The 19,783-nt window shown below is 32.6% G+C and carries 16 protein-coding genes; 13 read left to right on the top strand and 3 right to left on the bottom strand.

All coding sequences use genetic code 11. The features are described 5' to 3' along the window. Nucleotides 1–3: 3 nt before the first annotated feature. The 9 genes from PSU83_RS11135 (at nucleotide 4) to PSU83_RS11095 (ending at nucleotide 14,251) form a co-directional block, all read left to right on the top strand. Complete coding sequence (locus PSU83_RS11135) at nucleotides 4–1,926, top strand: glycosyl hydrolase family 16 (RefSeq protein WP_300589526.1); 1,923 nt, start codon at nucleotides 4–6, stop codon at nucleotides 1,924–1,926. A gap of 24 nt (nucleotides 1,927–1,950) precedes the next feature. Next, a complete protein-coding gene (locus PSU83_RS11130; protein WP_300589525.1) occupies nucleotides 1,951–2,760 on the top strand; it encodes a glycoside hydrolase family 16 protein in 810 nt (269 codons plus the stop codon). 161 nt (nucleotides 2,761–2,921) lie between these two features. Continuing rightward, complete coding sequence (locus PSU83_RS11125) at nucleotides 2,922–6,386, top strand: hypothetical protein (RefSeq protein WP_300589524.1); 3,465 nt, start codon at nucleotides 2,922–2,924, stop codon at nucleotides 6,384–6,386. A 2-nt stretch (nucleotides 6,387–6,388) separates the two neighbouring features. Beyond that, a complete protein-coding gene (locus PSU83_RS11120; RefSeq protein WP_300589523.1) occupies nucleotides 6,389–7,687 on the top strand; it encodes a glycosyl hydrolase family 17 protein in 1,299 nt (432 codons plus the stop codon). Between the two features lie 4 nt (nucleotides 7,688–7,691). Continuing rightward, nucleotides 7,692–9,188, top strand: a complete 1,497-nt coding sequence (locus PSU83_RS11115) for a glycoside hydrolase family 30 protein (RefSeq protein WP_300589522.1) — start codon at nucleotides 7,692–7,694, stop codon at nucleotides 9,186–9,188. Between the two features lie 6 nt (nucleotides 9,189–9,194). Continuing rightward, the gene (locus PSU83_RS11110; RefSeq protein ID WP_300589521.1) at nucleotides 9,195–10,727 is read left to right on the top strand and encodes an MFS transporter; all 1,533 of its coding nucleotides are present in this window, start codon (nucleotides 9,195–9,197) and stop codon (nucleotides 10,725–10,727) included. Beyond that, nucleotides 10,717–11,646 (top strand): glycosyl hydrolase family 17 protein, encoded by a 930-nt coding sequence (locus PSU83_RS11105; protein WP_300589520.1) that lies wholly within the window; start codon nucleotides 10,717–10,719, stop codon nucleotides 11,644–11,646. The genes PSU83_RS11110 and PSU83_RS11105 overlap by 11 nt, the downstream gene beginning before the upstream one ends. After that, the gene (locus PSU83_RS11100) at nucleotides 11,639–13,327 is read left to right on the top strand and encodes a family 16 glycosylhydrolase (protein ID WP_300589519.1); all 1,689 of its coding nucleotides are present in this window, start codon (nucleotides 11,639–11,641) and stop codon (nucleotides 13,325–13,327) included. Before PSU83_RS11105 ends, PSU83_RS11100 begins: the two co-directional genes overlap by 8 nt. 336 nt (nucleotides 13,328–13,663) lie before the next feature. Beyond that, a complete protein-coding gene (locus PSU83_RS11095; protein WP_300589518.1) occupies nucleotides 13,664–14,251 on the top strand; it encodes a sigma-70 family RNA polymerase sigma factor in 588 nt (195 codons plus the stop codon). A gap of 220 nt (nucleotides 14,252–14,471) precedes the next feature. On the opposite strand, the gene nth is transcribed toward PSU83_RS11095, so the two are convergent. Then, complete coding sequence (nth, locus tag PSU83_RS11090; RefSeq protein WP_300589517.1) at nucleotides 14,472–15,131, bottom strand: endonuclease III; 660 nt, start codon at nucleotides 15,129–15,131, stop codon at nucleotides 14,472–14,474. Nucleotides 15,132–15,184: 53 nt separating this feature from the next. Here nth and bcp point away from each other — a divergent pair, with 53 nt between their 5' ends. Then, complete coding sequence (gene bcp / locus PSU83_RS11085; RefSeq protein ID WP_300589516.1) at nucleotides 15,185–15,643, top strand: thioredoxin-dependent thiol peroxidase; 459 nt, start codon at nucleotides 15,185–15,187, stop codon at nucleotides 15,641–15,643. 55 nt (nucleotides 15,644–15,698) lie between these two features. Here bcp and PSU83_RS11080 read toward each other — a convergent pair whose 3' ends face one another. Next, nucleotides 15,699–17,165 carry a TonB-dependent receptor gene (locus PSU83_RS11080; protein WP_300589515.1) on the bottom strand — a complete coding sequence of 489 codons (1,467 nt, stop codon included), beginning with the start codon at nucleotides 17,163–17,165 and terminating at the stop codon, nucleotides 15,699–15,701. Between the two features lie 139 nt (nucleotides 17,166–17,304). Between PSU83_RS11080 and PSU83_RS11075 the strand changes: the two genes are divergently transcribed. Genes PSU83_RS11075 through PSU83_RS11065 form a run of 3 tightly spaced genes read left to right on the top strand, consistent with a single transcriptional unit; the run spans nucleotide 17,305 to nucleotide 19,104 of the window. Further along, nucleotides 17,305–18,072, top strand: a complete 768-nt coding sequence (locus PSU83_RS11075) for an MBL fold metallo-hydrolase (protein ID WP_300589514.1) — start codon at nucleotides 17,305–17,307, stop codon at nucleotides 18,070–18,072. 3 nt (nucleotides 18,073–18,075) lie between these two features. After that, on the top strand, nucleotides 18,076–18,585 hold the full coding sequence (locus PSU83_RS11070) for a hypothetical protein (RefSeq protein ID WP_300589513.1): 510 nt from the start codon (nucleotides 18,076–18,078) through the stop codon (nucleotides 18,583–18,585). 24 nt (nucleotides 18,586–18,609) lie between these two features. Continuing rightward, nucleotides 18,610–19,104, top strand: a complete 495-nt coding sequence (locus tag PSU83_RS11065; protein ID WP_300589512.1) for a hypothetical protein — start codon at nucleotides 18,610–18,612, stop codon at nucleotides 19,102–19,104. Nucleotides 19,105–19,144: 40 nt separating this feature from the next. Here the strand turns inward: PSU83_RS11065 and PSU83_RS11060 are convergent, their stop codons facing one another. Then, nucleotides 19,145–19,783 (bottom strand): alpha/beta fold hydrolase, encoded by a 639-nt coding sequence (locus PSU83_RS11060; RefSeq protein ID WP_300589511.1) that lies wholly within the window; start codon nucleotides 19,781–19,783, stop codon nucleotides 19,145–19,147.

The following is a 19,783-nucleotide window of genomic DNA, read 5'->3' as shown; positions in this document are numbered from 1 at the left end:
AAAATGAAAAATTTAAAAATTAATTATTTGAAAAAAATATTCCTTTTAGGATTAGTTTTATTAGTAGGTATTAGTTGTGAAAGAGAATTATCTGATGAAGCTCAATTGTCAACATATTCTAAGATTGGCGATGTGTTTACTGATACTCCAGTTGGACTAGGAAGTAATTTTTACTTTCCTTATGGTGGATCAAAAGCAACTGCTTGGTCAATAGATTCTGATGTAAGTTATAAAGGCACAGCATCTATGAGATTTGATGTGCCAAATGCAAATGATCCAGAAGGTAATTATGCAGGAGGTATTTTTAGAATTGATGGTGCTGGTAGAGATTTAACAGGTTATGATGCACTTACTTTTTGGGCAAAAGCTTCACAAGGAGTATCAATTGATCAACTAGGTTTTGGTGAAGATTTTAATACTTATAATGGAAATAAATACATCGCTACTATTACCAACGTAAGCATTGGGACTAATTGGCAAAAAATAATAATACCAATTCCTGATGCTTCTAAATTAGTGCAAGAAAGAGGTATGTTCAGATACGCTGCAGGAACACAAGGAACAAATGGATCGGGATATGTACTTTGGATTGACGAATTGAAATTTGAAAAATTAGGAACTTTGGCTCAACCACAAGCCAAAATATTTAATGGTCTAAATTTAGCTGAGCAAGCATTTAGTGGCTCAACAAAAACGATAACTGGTTTAACAGAAACTTTCAATACAGCAAATGGTCAAAATATTACAGTTAATGTAGCTCCATCGTATTATAATTTTGTTTCTTCTGCAACTAGCGTAGCAAGTGTTAATGAGGTTGGTGTTGTTTCTGTTATCGCACCTGGAACTACAACAATAACCGCAACTATTGGTAATGTAATTGCTATTGGTTCGTTAGTAATTACGTCAAATGGAGCTTTACCTTCTGCACCTGTTCCGCCTCAATTGCAACCCAATGTTAAATCTATTTTTAGTGATGCATACGTTCAAGCTACTACAATAAACACTAATCCTCAGTTTGGTGGTTCTACTACTCAAACTTCTATTGCAACAGCTGGTACTGATTCTTATCTTATTTATTCAAATAATAATTATACTGGAATTATTTTTGATAATACAGTAGATGCCTCGACTCTTGGTTTTATGCATGTTGATATTTATGCTCAACAGGCCGGTGTACAAGTAGAATTTCAAATTAGAGATATAGGTGCTAATGGAGTTTTGAATACAAATGTATTTACTGGTCAACCTGAGTTAGATGATAAAGATTATAGATTTACAGCTTCAGGATTAACAGTTAACGGATGGAATTCTTATAACATTCCTTTGGCAGGAAATATAGCAAATCAAAAAAATAATTTAGGAGCAATTATTATAGTTGGTGGTCCAAATTTCATTTTAGACAATATCTATTTTTATAAAGTTCCGACAACACCAACTATAGCTGCACCAACACCAACTGTAGCAGCAGCAAATGTAATTTCATTATTTAGCAATGCATACACAAATGTTCCTGTAGATACATGGAGAACTCCTTGGTCTTCGGCAACTTTTGCGGATGTTACAATTGCAGGAAACGATACCAAAGAATATTCAAATTTAGATTTTGTCGGAATCGAAACAGTTAATAATCAAATAAATGCCAGTGCAATGACTCATGTGCATTTGGATGTTTGGTCAGCAAACTATACTTCTTTTTCTATCAAACTTGTAGATTTTGGTGCTAACGCTGTATTTGGTGGTGGTGATGATAAAGAACATCAACTTAATTTCGCGAGTCCATTACTAGGGCAATGGATTAGTTATGATATTCCTTTAAGTAACTTCACAGGATTAACGACAAGGCAAAATTTAGCGCAATACATTCTAGTTGCCCAACCTTCAGGTTCTGCAAAAGTTTATGTTGACAATTTCTATTTTCACAATTAACTAAAAAACTAATAAATCATAAATATGAATACTAAAGTAATAATAAAAAATATATTTATAGTATGCTGTATTCTTTCAATTGTGAGCTGTTCTACAGATGAAAAACAAACAGTAACTACCAAGAACCGTCTTGTAATGCAAGATGAATTTGATACTGCCGGAGCACCAAGTTCTGCAATTTGGAATTATAATATTGGGACAGGAAGTAATGGTTGGGGAAATAACGAACTACAATATTATACCGATAGACCTGAAAATATTAAGGTTGAGAATGGAATGTTGAAAATTACAGCTATCAAAGAATCTTTTATGGGTTCGGGATATACTTCTGCTAGAATTTTTACTAAAGGTAAAGTCGAACAAAAATATGGTCGAATTGAAGCTCGTATAAAATTACCCTGGGGAAAAGGAATTTGGCCAGCCTTTTGGATGTTGGGCAATGATTCGGATGTTGTTGATTGGCCTCAAACTGGAGAAATCGACATCATGGAATATCTTGGTAATAATCCAACAACTATTTTAGGTACTGTTCATGGTCCAGGTTATTTTGGTGGTTCTTCAATTTCAAAAAGTTATTCTCTTACAAATAGTCGATTTGATACCGATTTTCACATTTTTGGAATCGAATGGGGTGAAAACTATATAAATTTTTATGTCGATGATGTATTGTATAATCAAATTACTCCTGATAAAGTTCCTGGAGAATGGGTTTTCAATAAACCATTTTATATCATTCTAAACATGGCAGTTGGTGGAAATTTACCTGGTTCTCCAAATAATGAAACTGTATTTCCACAAAGCATGTTAGTAGATTACATCAGAATTTACGAATAAAAAAATAACACTTTATAATTTCATTTTTTACACAGATTTAAGAAATTTTAAATTTTAATAATTTCTTAAATCTGTTTTTCTAAAAATTATTTTAAAGATACTATTTGGAATAATTGTAAAAAATAGTATCAAATTACAATAAAGAATTTCACAAAATAATCATGAATAGTAGCCCAAACCTATTAGTTGAGAATGAAGATAAATCGGTTTCAATGGATATCGTCACCATAAACGATGAAAATTTTTATACCATTAAAAATAACGATGTCATGCGTCCGTTTTTTATGAGTATTGTAAGTGATTCTAATCATTGGATGTTTATTTCAAGTAATGGTGGACTTTCAGCTGGTAGAAAAAATGCAGAATTTGCTCTTTTTCCATATTATACGGATGATAAAATAACAGAATCATACGATATTACAGGAAGTAAATCTATTTTTCAAATTCATTTTAATGACAAAATTGTAGTCTGGGAACCTTTTTCGGAACGTTTTTCAGATGATATTTATACTATTTCTCGAAATTTATATAAAAATGAATTCGGGAATAAAATCATCTTCGAAGAAATAAATCATGATTTAGAATTAACATTCCGATACCAGTGGAATTCTAGTAATACTTATGGTTTTATTAAAAAATCGGAACTTATAAATCATTCGGATACTAAGTGTCAAATTGAATTAATTGACGGAATTCAAAATATTATGCCATATGGCGTTAGTAGCGATTTGCAAAACGCAGCCAGTAATTTAGTTGATGCCTATAAAAGAAGTGAATTACATCAAAACACTGGATTAGGAATATTTGCTTTGAGTGCTATTATTGTTGACAAAGCCGAACCAAGTGAAGCTTTAAAAGCCAATGTTGCTTGGTCATTTGGATTGCAAAATGCGAATTATTTAGTTTCTTCTTTGCAGCTTTCAAAGTTCAGAAAAAAGCAAAAAATCACTGCGGAAAATGATATTAAAGGCGAAAAAGGAGCTTATTTTCTAAATGCTGAAATCACTTTAAAACCAAATTCAAATCACAAATGGACCATTGTAGCCAATGTAAATCAGGATCATTCTGATGTGGCACAATTAATCCATTCCATTCAAAACGAAGAAAATATCGAATATTTAATAAATCAGGATATTGAATTAGGAACTAAAAATTTAATTGCGCTAAATGCTTCTTCCGATGCGTTGCAATTAACCAATGATAATTTAAGAGATACGCGTCATTTTGCCAACACACTTTTCAATATTATGCGTGGCGGAATTTTCGATTTTAATTATCAAATGGAAAAGCAAGATTTCCTCAACTATATTCAAAAAGCAAATACAATAGTTTATAAAAATTTAAAGGAAAATAGCAATCAATTACCTGATTTATTTTCGTTAAACGATTTAAAACAATTCGCTTCCAAACAAAATAATTCCGATTTTGAACGGCTTAGTTTAGAATATTTACCTTTAAAATTTAGCCGACGACACGGTGATCCAAGCCGTCCATGGAATAAATTTTCAATCAATACACAAAGTGAAATTGACGGTTCTAAAATTTTAGATTACGAAGGAAACTGGCGCGATATTTTCCAAAATTGGGAAGCTTTAGCACATTCTTTTCCTGATTTTATTGAAAGTATGATTCATAAATTCCTAAATGCAACCACTTTTGATGGATACAATCCGTATCGAGTTACCAAAGATGGCTTCGATTGGGAAACAATTGAAGAAGATAATCCGTGGTCCTACATTGGCTATTGGGGTGATCATCAAATTATCTATTTGTTGAAATTCTTAGAATTCATTGAAAATCATCAACCTAAAAAATTAGAACACTATTTCAACGAAAATATTTTTGTTTATGCCAACTTGCCCTACATCATTAAATCGTATGAAGAGATTCTAAAAAATCCAAAAGATACCATTGCATTTGATCACAAATCGGACGAAAAAATCCGTGAAGAAAGATCAAAAATTGGTGCGGATGGAACCTTATTAAAAGATGCCAATGGCGACATTTATAAAGTCAATTTTATTGAAAAAATGTTGGCTACGGTTTTGGCTAAAATGTCCAATTTTATTCCAGAAAGTGGTATTTGGATGAACACACAACGACCGGAATGGAACGATGCCAACAATGCTTTGGTCGGAAATGGAGTTTCGATGGTTACGTTGTATTATTTGAGAAGATTTTTAAATTATTTCCAAAATTTAATAGCAAATTCGGATGTAGAAAATATTAAAATTTCTAATGAAATGGTAGCGTTTTATCATTCGATTAGAGAAAATTTAATCAAATTTGAACCTTTGTTAGAAGGGAAATTTAACGATACTGACAGAAAAACAGTTTTAGATGCTCTTGGAAAAGCAGCTTCAGATTACCGAACTCAAGTCTATCAAAATGGCTTTTGGGGAAATAAGAGAACGCATTCTATGTCGGGCTTAAAACGATTTATAGCAGTAAGTTTAAAATTTATCGACCATTCTATTGATGCCAATAAAAGAGCAGATAATTTGTATCATGCATATAATTTAATGACCGTTGAAAACGAAAATGAAGTTTCAATTTCCTATTTAAGTGAAATGCTCGAAGGCCAAGTTGCTGTTTTGAGTTCAGGATATTTATCGTCAAAAGATGCTTTAGATGTTCTTGATGGATTAAAAAACAGTAAACTTTTCAGAAAAGATCAATACAGTTATCTATTATATCCAAACAAAGATTTACCAAAATTTATTGAAAAGAATACCATTTCTAAAGAAGCAGTTTCAAATTCTCAATTGTTATCCGATTTAATTGCTCAAAATAATGCGCAAATCATTGAAAAAGATTGCTTTGGCAACTATCATTTTAATGGAAATTTTAAAAATGCAGCCGATTTAGAAAAAGAATTAGAAGACCTTGCTACTACTTCATTTGCTCTTCAATCCAAAAAAGATAAAAAAGAAGTTTTACAAGCTTTTGAAACTGTTTTCAATCACAAATCGTTTACGGGTCGTTCAGGAAATTTCTATGGTTACGAAGGTTTGGGTTCTATATATTGGCATATGGTTTCTAAATTGCAATTGGCGGTTCAAGAATGTTGTTTAAAAGCGGTAAACGAAAAGGCTTCACCAGAAGTAATTGGACGTTTGCTAGAACATTATTATGAAATAAACGAAGGAATTGGAGTGCACAAATCACCAGAATTATACGGCGCATTTCCAACCGATCCGTATTCGCATACGCCAGCGGGTAAAGGTGCGCAACAACCTGGAATGACAGGTCAAGTTAAAGAAGATATCATCAGTCGATTTGGTGAATTGGGCGTTTTTGTAACCAACGGAAAGCTATATTTTAATCCGTGTTTGTTGCGTAAAGATGAGTTTTTGACCGAAAATAAAACCTTTAACTATGTTGATGTAAATACTAAATCGAATACCATTCACTTATCAGAAAACAGCTTGTGTTTTACCTATTGTCAAATCCCAATTATTTATAAAATATCAAATCAAAAAGCAATTGAAGTAAATTACATTGATAGCAAAAATCTGCAATTTGATTCTTTGAGTTTAGATGTCAAAACAAGTACACAAGTTTTCGAAAGAACGAATGAAATTCAAAATATTGTTGTTCATGTTGTACAAAATGAATTAAGATAATAATGAAAATTACATCTTTTACAAACGATCAAATTGTAAAATCAATTGCTTCAATAATATTGATCTCGATATTGATTTGTTCATTGATACTGTTTTCATGTAAAAAAGGTGCTCAATTAAATTCTCCAAAAATAAAAGAAGTGACTGCAAAAGATATATTAGGAAATCCAAACTATTTAGCCATTTGTTATGGTGGTTATCGACAAGATTCAAGAGAGATTCAACCAACAATTGAAGAAATTAAAGAAGATTTAAAGCTTTTGTCAGTGTTAGATATCAAAGTTATTAGAACTTATAATGTTCATTTAGCCGAAGTTGAAAACACGTTAAAAGCAATAGCAGCACTTAAAAAAGAAGACAAAACCTTCGAAATGTACATGATGCTTGGCGCCTGGATTGATTGTCAAAATGCTTGGACAAATAGCGAACCAAACCATGACGTAGAAAGTGAACGAAATGCTATAGAAATTGATGAAGCCGTTCGTTTATCCAATAAATATCCGGAAATTATAAAAATTCTAGCCGTGGGAAATGAAGCCATGGTTAAATGGGCAACATCTTATTATGTGCAGCCAAATGTAATTTTAAAATGGGTAAATCATCTTCAAAAGTTAAAGAAGAACAACAAACTTTCTAAAGATTTATGGATTACTTGCTCGGATGATTTTGCCTCTTGGGGCGGAGCAGAAAATACCTATAAAACCAAAGATTTAGAAGCTTTAATCAATGCCGTTGATTATGTTTCGATGCACACGTATCCTTTTCATAATTCGCATTATAATCCTAATTTTTGGAAAACGCCTCAAAATGAAAATCATTTATCTGAAGTTGAAAAAGTAAATGCTGCTGTGAATCGTTCGGTAGAATTTGCTAAAATGCAATACAATACGGTTAAAAATTATGTGAAAAGTATCAATCCAAGTAAACCTGTTCATATTGGCGAAACAGGTTGGGCTTCAAGTTCAGACGGACATTATGGTAACCATGGTTCAAAAGCTGCCGATGAATATAAGGAAGCACTTTACTATGATGCTTTGAGAACTTGGACCAATAAAGAAGGAATTTCGTGTTTTTTCTTTGAAGCATTTGATGAAACATGGAAAGACAGCAAAAATCCTTCGGGTTCTGAAAATCATTTCGGATTATTTACTGTCGATGGAAAAGCGAAATATGCTTTATGGAAAAATGTGGATACTAAAGCATTTCAAAATTTAAAACGAAGCGGAAATAGGATTGCGAAAACTTTCAATGGAAGTAAAGAAGAATTGATGAAAACGGTTTTAATGCCACCAAATCATTAGAACTATGAGCTATCTAAAATGCGTACTTTTTATAGTAGTAGTAGTAGTGACAATGTGCAATTGTGCAACCAAAAAAAACATGATGAATATCGAAGTATATGAGACTTCCGAGAAAGGGAATGCTTTAACAAAAATCACAAAGTTTTCTTCGGATAAAAATTTGGTTACAATAAACCTAAATCCAGACCAAAAATTTCAAACCATTACTGGTTTTGGCGGTTCATTTACAGAAGCTTCGGCCTATTTACTTAATCGATTAAGTGCAGCAAATCGTAAAAAAATAATTGAGGCTTATTTTAGTGAACAAGGTGCTAATTATTCATTAACTCGCACACATATAGCGTCATGTGATTTTTCACTAAGCAATTACACGTATGCTAAAGTTCCAAATGATATGACTTTAGAAAATTTCACGATTGAAGACGATAAAGTCGATTTAATTCCGATGATTTTACAAGCAAAATCCATTTCAAAAGAAGGTTTCAAAATAATTGCTTCCCCTTGGTCGTGTCCACCATGGATGAAAGAAAACAACAACTATGTTGGCGGAAAATTATTACCTCAATACAATGATGTTTTTGCTTTATACTTTTCAAAATATTTGGATTCATACAAAAAAGAAGGAATTGATATTTGGGGTGTAACAGTAATCAATGAACCACATGGAAACGGAAATAATTGGGAAAGCACACTTTTTTCTCCAAAAGAGATGACCGATTTTGTGCAGAATCATTTAGGACCAAAATTAGAAAAAGACAATTGGGGAAAAGTAAATATTTTAGGGTATGACCAAAACCGTGCTGGATTAAAAGAATGGGTTGACGAAATGTATCGTGATGATAAATCGTCAAAATACTTTGCAGGAACAGCCATGCATTGGTACGAAAGTACGTATGACTATTTTCCCGAAGCTTTACAATATGCCCATCAAAAAGCACCTAAAAAATATTTAATTGAAACCGAAGGTTGTGTAGATTCTGAAATTCCAAGATGGAATGACGATGCGTGGTACTGGAAAAAAGAAGCTACCGATTGGGGTTGGGATTGGGCAAGCGAAAAAGATAAACATTTGCATCCAAAATATGCACCAGTCAATCGTTATGCTACAGATATCATAGGTTGTTTGAACAATTATGTTGATGGCTGGATCGATTGGAACATGGTTCTCGATAAACAAGGCGGACCAAATTGGTTCAAAAATTGGTGTGTTGCGCCCGTAATTGTTGATCCAGACAAAGATGAAGTCTATTTTACACCATTGTATTATACGATGGCACATTTTAGCAAATTCATGCGTCCAAATGCAGTAAAAATTGGGTGTCAAATTGATAGTAAAGATGTTATGGCAACTGCCGTTAAAAATCCTGATGGAAGCATTGCTTTGGTTGTATTTAATCCTACAGATGATGAAACAACCATCGAAATTAATTTGAACAATTTAAAAAATATAGTTTCAATAGATGCAAAAGCATTACAAACAATAGTACTAAAATCTAAATAAAATTTTATGACAAAATTTCCAGAAAACACAAGAAATAAAATACCTTTTCTGCAAAAAGCAGCTTTTGGTTCAGGTCATTTAGTTAATAATTTATTGCCCGGAGCTTTGGGTGTTTTTTCATTTTTTTTAATTACTGCATTTGGAATTGAACCTGCTATTGCTGGACTTTTAGCTGCAATTCCAAGATTTTTTGATGCGCTGTCGGATCCAATTATGGGTTTTATTTCAGACAATACAAATTCAAAATGGGGAAGAAGAAGGCCTTACATATTTGTTGGAGCAATCTTGTCTGCGATATTATTTGCAGTACAATGGCAATTATTTCAAGAAAATGGAACAACATTTAATTTTTGGTATTTTCTATTATTTTCCATTCTATTCATTTTTGCAAATACAATTTTTTCAACACCACTTATTGGTTTTGGATATGAAATGACATCGGACACTAAAGAGAGAACTCGATTAATGGGAATCGCAAATATGGTTGGACAAATTTCATGGATGATTGTACCACTATTTTGGGTATTAATCGCCAATAAAGATTTATTTGAAACCCAAGCCGAAGGAGTTAGAACTTTATCGATTTATGTAGGTTTTGCTTGTTTGTTTTTTGGGATTCTACCAGCCGTTTTTTGTAAAGAAAATGATGTGTCTGATTCAGATAGTAAAGCAAGTATTACCATTAAAGATTTAGGTAAAAATCTTAAAATTCTTTGGGCCAATATGAAAAATATGACCAAAAATGATCCATTCATGCGTTTGTGTGGTTCCACATTTCTGGTATTCAATGGATTCCAAATGGTAGGTTCATTCAGTTTTTTTATCATTGTTTTTTATATGTTTAACGGTAGTTATGAATTAGCTGGAACGGTTCCAGCTGTTTTTTCAATTTTAATAGCTGCAACTACATTTATTCTAGTAATTCCAATTGTAACATGGATGGCAAATAAATTTGGTAAACGCAACGCTTTTATTATTTCAACTTTTATTTCTGTTATTGGATACATATTAAAATGGTGGGGTTTTGTTGTGGTTGACGAGAATACAGCAGTGCTTTTCAACGATGTAATTTTACAAGTAGGAGTAGTTAAATTTTCAATAGAATTGCCAATTATATTACTACTTCCAATTCCGTTTATGGCTTTCGGCTTAGGCGGATTATTTACATTAATGATGAGTATGACTGCCGATGTTTGCGATTTAGATGAGCTACAAAATGGTTTACCAAGACGTGAAGGAACATTTGGTGCAATTTATTGGTGGTCTGTAAAGATTGGGCAATCAATTGCATTAGCTTTAGGAGGTTTAGTTTTATCAATGGTCGGTTTTGATGCCGGAAATGCTACACAATCGATGCAAACTATGAATGATTTGAGAATTGCAGATATTATTATACCTTCATCTACCGCACTATTAGCAGTTGCAATCATGTGGAAATATAACCTAAATGAAGACAGTGTAAAAATTATACAAAAAGAATTGAAAGAACGAAGAACTGAAAAAAGCAATAAATTAAAAGCGGAACAAAATGTCATTTAGAAAAGATTATTTTGAATATACCAATTCAATAGATTATACCAATTCGGATTATACAAATGGTTATGATTTTACTGAAAAAACTTCAGTAGAAGTTCAAAATCTATTTGTTGAAATTTTAGATGCAGGATTGCACGGACTTTGTTTTAGTATGTATGAAGATGGGCAAAAACCTGGCGACATCATTTCAGAAGAACAAGTTCGTAGAAGAATGAAAATTATTGCACCACATATCAAGTGGATTCGTTCGTTTTCATGTACGGAAGGAAATGAATTTATTCCTAAAATAGCTCATGAAATGGGTGTTAAAACGCTTGTTGGTGCTTGGTTAGGAAATTATGATGAAGTAAATCAAAAGGAAATTAAAGGTTTAATTCAATTAGCTAATGATGGATTTGTAGATATTGCAGCCGTTGGAAATGAAGTAATGTACCGAAAAGATTTAACCGAAGATGAATTATTAGATTTTATTGCGAAAGTAAAAAAAGAAATTCCTTCCAATATTCCTGTTGGATATGTCGATGCTTATTATGAATTTACCATAAAACCAAGAATTACAGAAGCTTGTGATGTTATTTTGACTAATTGTTATCCGTATTGGGAAGGAAGTGAAATTGATCATTCGTTAGCCCATATGAAAAATATGTTTTATCAAGCTAGTGGTGTTGCCAATGGAAAAAAAGTAATCATTACCGAAACGGGTTGGCCCAGTCAAGGGGAAAGTTTTAAAGATTCGCATCCTTCAAGAGAAAATGCTATGAAATATTTTATCAACTCACAACTTTGGTCTAAAGAAGCCAAAATTGACATTTTCTATTTTTCTTCTTTTGATGAATCGTGGAAAACGGGACCAGAAGGCGAAGTTGGTGCGCATTGGGGAATTTGGGATAAAAATGAAAATCTAAAATATAATGATGAGTAAACTAAATAGCGTGCTGTTTGTCTTTTTGTTTTTTAATTTATCTTTTGCTCAAGTAGATGTGGTTTATTCTGATTTAGTTTGGTCAGATGAGTTTGATACTAATGGTGTAGTAAATTCAAGCAATTGGTTTCATCAAACGCAATTGCCAGACGGTGGAAGTTGGTTTAATGGTGAAGTACAGCATTATACCAATCAACTAACAAACTCATCTGTTACGGGTGGTTTATTAAGTATTGTTGCCAAAAAAGAACCGTTTACAGATCAAGGTGTAACCAAACAATATACTTCGGCCAGACTAAATTCAAAATTTTCGTTTTTATACGGCCGTGTGGATGTTCGTGCTAAAATCCCAACAAATCAAGGAACATGGCCTGCCATTTGGATGTTAGGAAAAAATGTAAATGAAGATGGTGGTTTTTTTGATACTACTTACGGAACTACAAGTTGGCCGGCATGTGGCGAAATTGACATAATGGAACACGGAATTACGCCTTCCCAACCTGCAAATTACATTCAAAGTGCGCTTCATACACCATCCTCTTTTGGAAACACCACGAATATAGGAGGAACTGTTGCTAACAATTTAGGGAATGATTTTCATATATATTCTATGAATTGGTCCCCTTATCAAATATCATTTCTTCTCGATAACGTAGTTTATTACACCTATAATCCTGCCATAAAAACATTAAGTAATTGGCCGTTTAACGCGGAACAATATCTTTTGTTAAACATTGCAATGGGTGGAATAGCAGGAACAATCCCATCAAATTTTACACAAGCTACAATGGAAGTTGATTATGTTCGGGTATATCAAAACACTACAATTGATACCCAAGCACCAACTAATTTCACTGCTTCTATTGGAACTATTACAAGTTCAACTATTGAATTGTTGTTAAATGCTGATGATAATTCAGGAAATATATCCTACGAGATTAATTATAATGGTATTACTATTAATGTTGCAAGTCCATCTGGAGTTCAAAAATCGGTTGTAATTCCCAATTTATTAACGAATACAAATTATAGTTTCTCAATTTCTGCACGGGATCTAGCAGGAAATAATTTTGTTGAAAATCCTATACTTTTAAATGCAACTACTTCTGGTGTTTTAGGATGCTCTGGAGCAGATACTCAGTCTCAGCAAGGTACGTTCTCTATTGGTTACAATTATGCTTTCGAAACTATTGGTACCGATGTTAAGATTACATTTGAGATGTTGGATACAGGTCGCGTTGGAGTAGTAGCCTATTTGTGGAAACAAACTCCTTTTACGGAAACCCCCATGAACAATGTTTCCGGGAATATTTTTACTAAAACTATAACTGGACAAACTATTGGTTCTACTATTAGTTATGCCGTTAAATTTGCTTACGCAGGCGGTTTATCTGTAACCAAATATATCCCGTATGAAGTAGGTAATAATTGTTCGCTAGATACAGAGACTTTTGATAAGTTAAGTAAATTTACGTTTCAAAATCCTGCTAAAGAGTTTATTACCATAAATTCTGAAGTTACTATTGATAAAGTGTCCATTTACAGTTTGTTAGGTGCTTTAGTTACAACTTCTCATCAAAATACGAATGAAGTAGATATTAGAAACTTATCAAAAGGAATCTATTTATTAACTGTTTATTCTGATTCTCAAAAATGCGTCAAGAAATTAGTAGTCGAATAAAGTAAATACATACAGTAAAAAAGTAACTCTGAAGAGGTATCTTAGTTAATTTGGAGATTTAAAAATAAATCTAGAAAATGCTATATCATTTAAGATTTACAGACTTCTAATATAGTTCTGTAAAATATTTATTTCTAATTCAATTGGCATTAATTAAAAAATCCACTATAAAATAATAACTAAATTTTAACTATATTTTTATAATAAATTTGTTTTATTCCAAAATTGTTCTAAATTTGATTTATAATTAACTCACAAAACAGCTTTTGCCTATAGAAAATAATTACTTTTTAGATTAAAAATCTCTTTTTTTAACCCTTACTAAAAGGTAATATTATGGCAAAAACGCAACTCCCTGATGCGATATTAGTAAACGATTACATTGCTGGCGATGAAAAGGCTCTTGCGATATTAGTTGAAAGACATCAATCAAAAATATACGGGTACATTTATTCTAAAGTTTCTGATAGAGATTTAACTGAAGATATCTTTCAGGAAACATTTTTTAAAGTTATACATACTTTAAAAAGTAAAAAATACTACAACGAAGAAGGTAAGTTTTTATCTTGGGTTTTACGTATCTCAAATAATCTTATTGTGGATAAATTCCGTAATGATAAAAAAATGTACATGAAAAGAGATACAGAGGAATTCTCTATTTTTTCTGCCATTACAGACAACTCACCAAACATCGAAAAAGAATTGATTAAAAATCAAGTGGATTTAGATTTGAAAAATATAATTCAAAGATTACCTCAAGATCAAAAAGAAGTTTTGATGATGCGCTATTATTCCGATATGAGTTTCAAGGAAATTGCAGATATAACTGGTGTTAGCGTTAATACAACCTTAGGTAGAATGCGTTATGCCATTACGAATTTGAGAAAAGTGATAGAAAAAAATAAAATTTATTTACCGTCTTAAACAATAAAGTGTAACTATTTGCGTTATTATATAAATATCTAAACAAACATGATTTTTATATGGCAAAACTCTACTCTAAAAGAAAATTAGCATCCAAAAAAATGTTACCAAAAAAAGACACAATTCGTTTAATACTTCAATATTCGTGTGCATTGAATATTATAAAAGTAGGTAGTATGAGCTTCGACACTATTGCTAATTAACAAACATCCCGGTAGTATTATCGGGATGTTTTTTTATAATATTCCTCCAAAACCGCTTTCCTTCCAATTGTTTTTGTAATACTATCTTTTTCTAAATCCCAACCGCGTGCTGGAGAATATTCTCTTCCGTACCAAATAATCTGAAGGTGCAATTCATTCCATAAATTCTTTGGAAAAATAGCTTTCGCATCTTTTTCGGTTTGAACTACATTTTTTCCATTAGTTAAATTCCATCGGTACATCAACCGATGAATATGAGTGTCAACAGGAAATGCCGGAACTCCAAATGCCTGCGACATCACGACACTTGCAGTTTTGTGTCCAACAGCTGGAAAAGATTCCAAAGCTTCAAAACTTTGCGGAACTTCTCCGTTATACTTTTGAATTAATATTTCAGAGAGACCGTGAATACCTTTTGATTTCATCGGCGAAAGCCCACAAGGTCGGATGATTTCTTTAATTTCTTCTACAGATAATTTGACCATATCATACGGATTATCCGCTTTTGCAAATAGAATAGGAGTGATTTGATTCACACGAACATCCGTACATTGTGCAGAAAGTAATACTGCGATTAACAAAGTATACGGATCTTTATGATCTAGAGGAACCGGAATGGTGGGATATAATTCTTTTAACGTATTTATAACTACTGTTGCACGTTCGGCTTTGGTCATTTTTTTTTAAATTTGAACTGTAAAAATAACCTAAACTTTCTAAACTTTAAAATATGACAACACTAAAAAAAGGAGATAAAGCACCAGACTTTTCGGGATTTGATCAAGACAATAAGTTCCATCAACTCGAAGATTATTCAGGAAAAAAGTTAGTAGTTTTCTTTTATCCAAAGGCAAATACTCCAGGTTGTACTGCTGAAGCTTGTGATTTGAGAGATAATTTTGAACGGTTTAAAGCGAATAATTATGAATTACTGGGTGTAAGTGCGGATGATGCGAAAGCACAAGGTAAATTTAAAGACAAATTTAATTTTCCATTTCCGTTGCTTGCCGATGAAGACAAATCAGTAATACAAGCTTTCGGAGTTTGGGGACCAAAGAAATTCATGGGTAAGGAATATGATGGAATCCACAGAACTACTTTTGTTATCGATGAAAACGGAATACTGGACCATGTGATTACAGATGTCAAAACGAAAGCACACGCTGCCCAAATATTGACTGGAACTTAATTGAATTAGCAAAGCAAATAAAAAAAACCGGAAATTAATTTCCGGTTTTTTTGTTTTATACTTTTTCTAATACTTTGTTTGGGTCGTATCCAAAAAGTTTATATGTTTTTATAATTTCTGAAATTCCTTCTGGCAGTAATTTTTCCCATCCTGGAACTCCGTCATTAATCATTTTTAGTACCTCTCTTGAGAATATTTTTAAATGTTCTTTATCGAAATCGGTAATATCCACCACTTTTCCATTGTAAGCAAAGAATTTGTATAATTCTTTCATACGTGGATGAACTTTGAGGTTTTGTGAAGTAACAATATCTCCGTTTTCTTCTTCCATTGGATACAAGAAAACCTTCAAATCGCGGTAGAATAATTTTCCAAACGCTTCCAGAATTCCACCACTTAAATGACGGTAATATTTTTCATCAAAAATATCAACCAAGTTGTTTACACCCATCGCTAATCCCATACGGGCTTTGGTATAGCTTGCAAAATATTCTACTACTTTATAGTATTCTTGAAAATTAGATATCATTACGGTTTGACCTAACGAACATAAAAGTTGTGCGCGGTCCATGAAATCTCTTTCGTCAATTTCACCCTCTGAACGTAAGTTGGACAATGTGATTTCAAAAACAACTAAAGCATTGTCTTTATCAACTTTACTTTCATCAAGGAACATTTTTAATGATTTCTCATACATGTCCATATTTACTTGTGTAACCGGACGGAAACTTCCACGAAGCGCAAGAATGTTTTTCTTATAAAGAATGGCTGCAGGAAGAATATTTTGCCCATCTGGACCAAACATTACCGCATCAGTCATTCCGTTTTTAACCAATTGTAAACTCATCAAGCGGTTGTCAACATTAGCAAATCGAGGTCCAGAAAAGTTGATGGTATCAATTTCTAATTGGTCTTTGTCTAAATGATCATAAAGATAACGTAACAATTTTTTAGGATCATTGTATTTGTAAAACGCACCATAAATTAAGTTAACTCCAAGAACACCAAGTGTTTCCTGTTGTAATCTCGCATCATTTTCCTTAAATCGTATGTGTAGTGTGATTTCATTGTATTCTTCTTCAGCTTCAACTTGGTATTTTATTCCAACCCAACCATGACCTTTAAATTGTTTGGCGAAATCAATGGTGGAAACGGTATTAGCATAACTAAAAAACATCTTATTGGGATGTTTGTCTCTATTCAAACGCTTTTCAATCAATTCAACTTCATGAGAAAGCATTTTTTTAAGACGGCTCTCCGTTACATATCGACCATCGTCTTCCACACCATAAATAGCATCACTAAAATCTTTATCATAGGCAGACATTGCTTTCGCAATAGTTCCTGAAGAACCACCAGATCTAAAAAAGTGTCTTACCGTTTCCTGGCCAGCACCAATTTCAGCAAAAGTTCCATAGATATTTTCATTAAGGTTGATTCTTAATGCTTTATCCTTTAAAGAAGGGATTTGCTCAATGACTCGATCACCTTTTAATTTTATATCTGTTCCTGATGTTCCCATAATATAATTGTATACTTTGCAAAGTTACTAAAATAGCTACTTTATCAAAGAGAAATAACTTCTAATTTTGTAATTAATTAGGTTTAAAAAATTACTTTTATACATAATTAAAATTTTTTTTATCAAAAACCGTGCTATTATGCAAGTTTATTTTCTCGGTACCGGAACATCTCAAGGCATTCCCGTTATAGGAAGTTCACATCCGGTATGTAAAAGTAGCGATTTAAAAGACAAAAGGTTACGCGTTTCCGTTTGGATTACTTGGGATGAAAATTCAATTGTCATTGATTGTGGCCCCGATTTTAGGCAACAGATGTTAACTTCCGGTTGTTCAAAGCTTGATGCATTACTTTTCACACACGAACATGCCGATCATACTGCGGGTTTGGATGATATTCGTCCTTTTTTCTTTAAGCAAAAATCTGATATTCCTGTGTATGCAAGTCAAAGAGTTTTGGATAATTTGAAAAGACGATTTGATTATATTTTTGAAAACGAAAATAAATATCCCGGAGCTCCAAGTGTAGCGACTTTTGTGTTAAAAAACAACGCACATTTTCTTATTGACGAAACAGAAATAATTCCGATAAATGTCAATCACGGAAATGTTCAGGTTTTTGGCTATAGAATTCAGGATTTCGTATATTTAACAGATGTAAAAACTATCGATAATTCTGAATTAGAAAAACTAAAAGGAATAAAAGTATTGGTGGTTAATGCTTTGCGCGAAGAAGCACATCATTCACATTTTAGTTTGCAGGATGCTTTAGATTTTATACATTTGATTCAGCCTGAGAAAGCTTATTTGACACACATCAGTCATCATTTAGGTTTTCATGAGGAAGTGCAAAAACGACTGCCAGAGAATGTATTTCTGGCTTATGATAACTTAAAAATCACGATTTAGAAGATGAGAAAATCACTTTTTTTATATCTTTTCATTATTGCAGTGTTGATGAATGTTTTTACCTATAAATATTTTACATCAAAAGAAAGTAGTGAGCAAAATAGTACAACTACTGAGTCTACGACCGCTGAATCCAAAACAGTTGTAGATAGTTTGACCAACGTAATTCAGGATATTAATGCTTTTTCATTAGAAAATAATGATAGAGCTCAAAATTATTTGTTTGAAAGCAATAAGATAAATGATATTCCAGCTTTTGCTGAAAAAGTAAAACAAGCTTTATTCGCTTTTAATGATAGTCCAGAAGGCAATAAATATACGGATCAAGTTAAAATGGGCAATCAAAAGTTCATTATTAATAGCGTAAAACTTTTGAATCACCGTTGGATCATTGCGAACTACAGTAATGGAGAACTTTGGGGTGAAGTGATGTTAAAATATTTTGTAGATGATAAAGGAGCTATTTCTTTTGAAATCATGAATTCTTATTTATATCCAGCTGTACTTAATTAAGTTATTAATATTCTATCTGTCAAAATGAAAAAATTTAGTGTACTTATTCTTGTGATGTTTGCTGTTAGTTCTTGTAAATTAACCGATCAGAAAGAAGATCCCAAAGAAATAAAAACTACCAGAACTTTTCCTAAAGATACAGTTGTTGTAAATGATAAAGATGAAAATGGTTGCCTGGCATCAGCAGGATATGTTTGGTCAAAAGTGAATAAAGAATGTGTAAAAGGTTTTTCCGGAATTCAACTGAATCCTATAGATAAACCCGATAATGGTGACGAGACGTTGAGCGCTTATGTACTTTTTAACGAAGACGCCAGCAAAGCTGAAATATTCCTTCCAAAAGATACTACTTCGATAGTGTTGTCAAGAGCTTCCGAAGGAAAACTATGGATATTAAACGATTGGCAACTCATTCCTTGGAAAGGATATGTTCTTAAAAAAGGTGAAGTCAATAAGTTTGCTGGAGACGGTGAAATTGGTAAAAAAGTGACCGATAGCGATACACAAGAGCAGAATTAAAAAGTTTCGAAGCTTAGAAATTCAAATTCAAATTCTACATTTAGGATTGTAACCAGTTTTTAAAATCAAAGAAATTTTGTGGAGCCACACCATGTCCCACGGGATATTCTTTATACACTACTGAAATTCCCAATTCTTTTAAAACTGGAATCGACTTTCGGGCCCAATCTACCGGAATAACCTGATCCACGGTTCCATGTGATGCGAAAATTTTCAACATGGTCAAATCATTGGCAGCAAAATCATCTACTGCAATTTCCGTATTCAAATAACCACTCATCGCAACCAACCGCTGCACTTTTTGAGGATAAGACAATGCCACTGCGTATCCCAAAATCGAGCCTTGGCTGAAGCCAATCAACGTTACATTATTTGAATCGATAGCATATGTAGCTACCAATTCGTCAATAAAATTAGCAATCAAATCTCTCGATTGTTGCGCTTGTCCAATATCCGAAAACTTATTTTCATCGGCGTCAAAATTGATGGCGTACCAAGCGTAACTTCCGTAGGTCATGTCATAAGGTGCGCGTGCTGAAATTACATAATATTCTTCCGGAAGTTCAGTCGCAAACGAGAATAAATCTTCTTCGTTACTGCCATATCCGTGAAGCAATAGGAGTAAAGGGTTTTTATCTAATTTTAGTTTAGGTTCTCTAACTAAGTGGTGTAATGTCAT

The organism is Flavobacterium sp., assembly GCF_029945805.1.
In the GTDB taxonomy this organism is placed as follows: Bacteria; Bacteroidota; Bacteroidia; order Flavobacteriales; family Flavobacteriaceae; genus Flavobacterium.
Note: the sequence above shows the minus strand (reverse complement) of the source record. Positions and strands in the feature narration are given on the sequence as shown.

Bases quoted from the DNA above. Each gene is read 5' to 3' on its own strand.
- PSU83_RS11070 (WP_300589513.1), top strand. From the start codon at position 18,076: ATGAGAAAATCACTTTTTTTATATCTTTTCATTATTGCAGTGTTGATG.
- bcp (WP_300589516.1), top strand. From the start codon at position 15,185: ATGACAACACTAAAAAAAGGAGATAAAGCACCAGACTTTTCGGGATTT.
- PSU83_RS11130 (WP_300589525.1), top strand. From the start codon at position 1,951: ATGAATACTAAAGTAATAATAAAAAATATATTTATAGTATGCTGTATT.
- PSU83_RS11115 (WP_300589522.1), top strand. From the start codon at position 7,692: ATGAGCTATCTAAAATGCGTACTTTTTATAGTAGTAGTAGTAGTGACA.
- nth (WP_300589517.1), bottom strand. From the start codon at position 15,131: ATGACCAAAGCCGAACGTGCAACAGTAGTTATAAATACGTTAAAAGAA.
- PSU83_RS11135 (WP_300589526.1), top strand. From the start codon at position 4: ATGAAAAATTTAAAAATTAATTATTTGAAAAAAATATTCCTTTTAGGA.
- PSU83_RS11110 (WP_300589521.1), top strand. From the start codon at position 9,195: ATGACAAAATTTCCAGAAAACACAAGAAATAAAATACCTTTTCTGCAA.
- PSU83_RS11065 (WP_300589512.1), top strand. From the start codon at position 18,610: ATGAAAAAATTTAGTGTACTTATTCTTGTGATGTTTGCTGTTAGTTCT.
- PSU83_RS11075 (WP_300589514.1), top strand. From the start codon at position 17,305: ATGCAAGTTTATTTTCTCGGTACCGGAACATCTCAAGGCATTCCCGTT.
- PSU83_RS11100 (WP_300589519.1), top strand. From the start codon at position 11,639: ATGAGTAAACTAAATAGCGTGCTGTTTGTCTTTTTGTTTTTTAATTTA.
- PSU83_RS11095 (WP_300589518.1), top strand. From the start codon at position 13,664: ATGGCAAAAACGCAACTCCCTGATGCGATATTAGTAAACGATTACATT.
- PSU83_RS11080 (WP_300589515.1), bottom strand. From the start codon at position 17,165: ATGGGAACATCAGGAACAGATATAAAATTAAAAGGTGATCGAGTCATT.
- PSU83_RS11060 (WP_300589511.1), bottom strand. From the start codon at position 19,783: ATGACATTACACCACTTAGTTAGAGAACCTAAACTAAAATTAGATAAA.
- PSU83_RS11120 (WP_300589523.1), top strand. From the start codon at position 6,389: ATGAAAATTACATCTTTTACAAACGATCAAATTGTAAAATCAATTGCT.
- PSU83_RS11125 (WP_300589524.1), top strand. From the start codon at position 2,922: ATGAATAGTAGCCCAAACCTATTAGTTGAGAATGAAGATAAATCGGTT.
- PSU83_RS11105 (WP_300589520.1), top strand. From the start codon at position 10,717: ATGTCATTTAGAAAAGATTATTTTGAATATACCAATTCAATAGATTAT.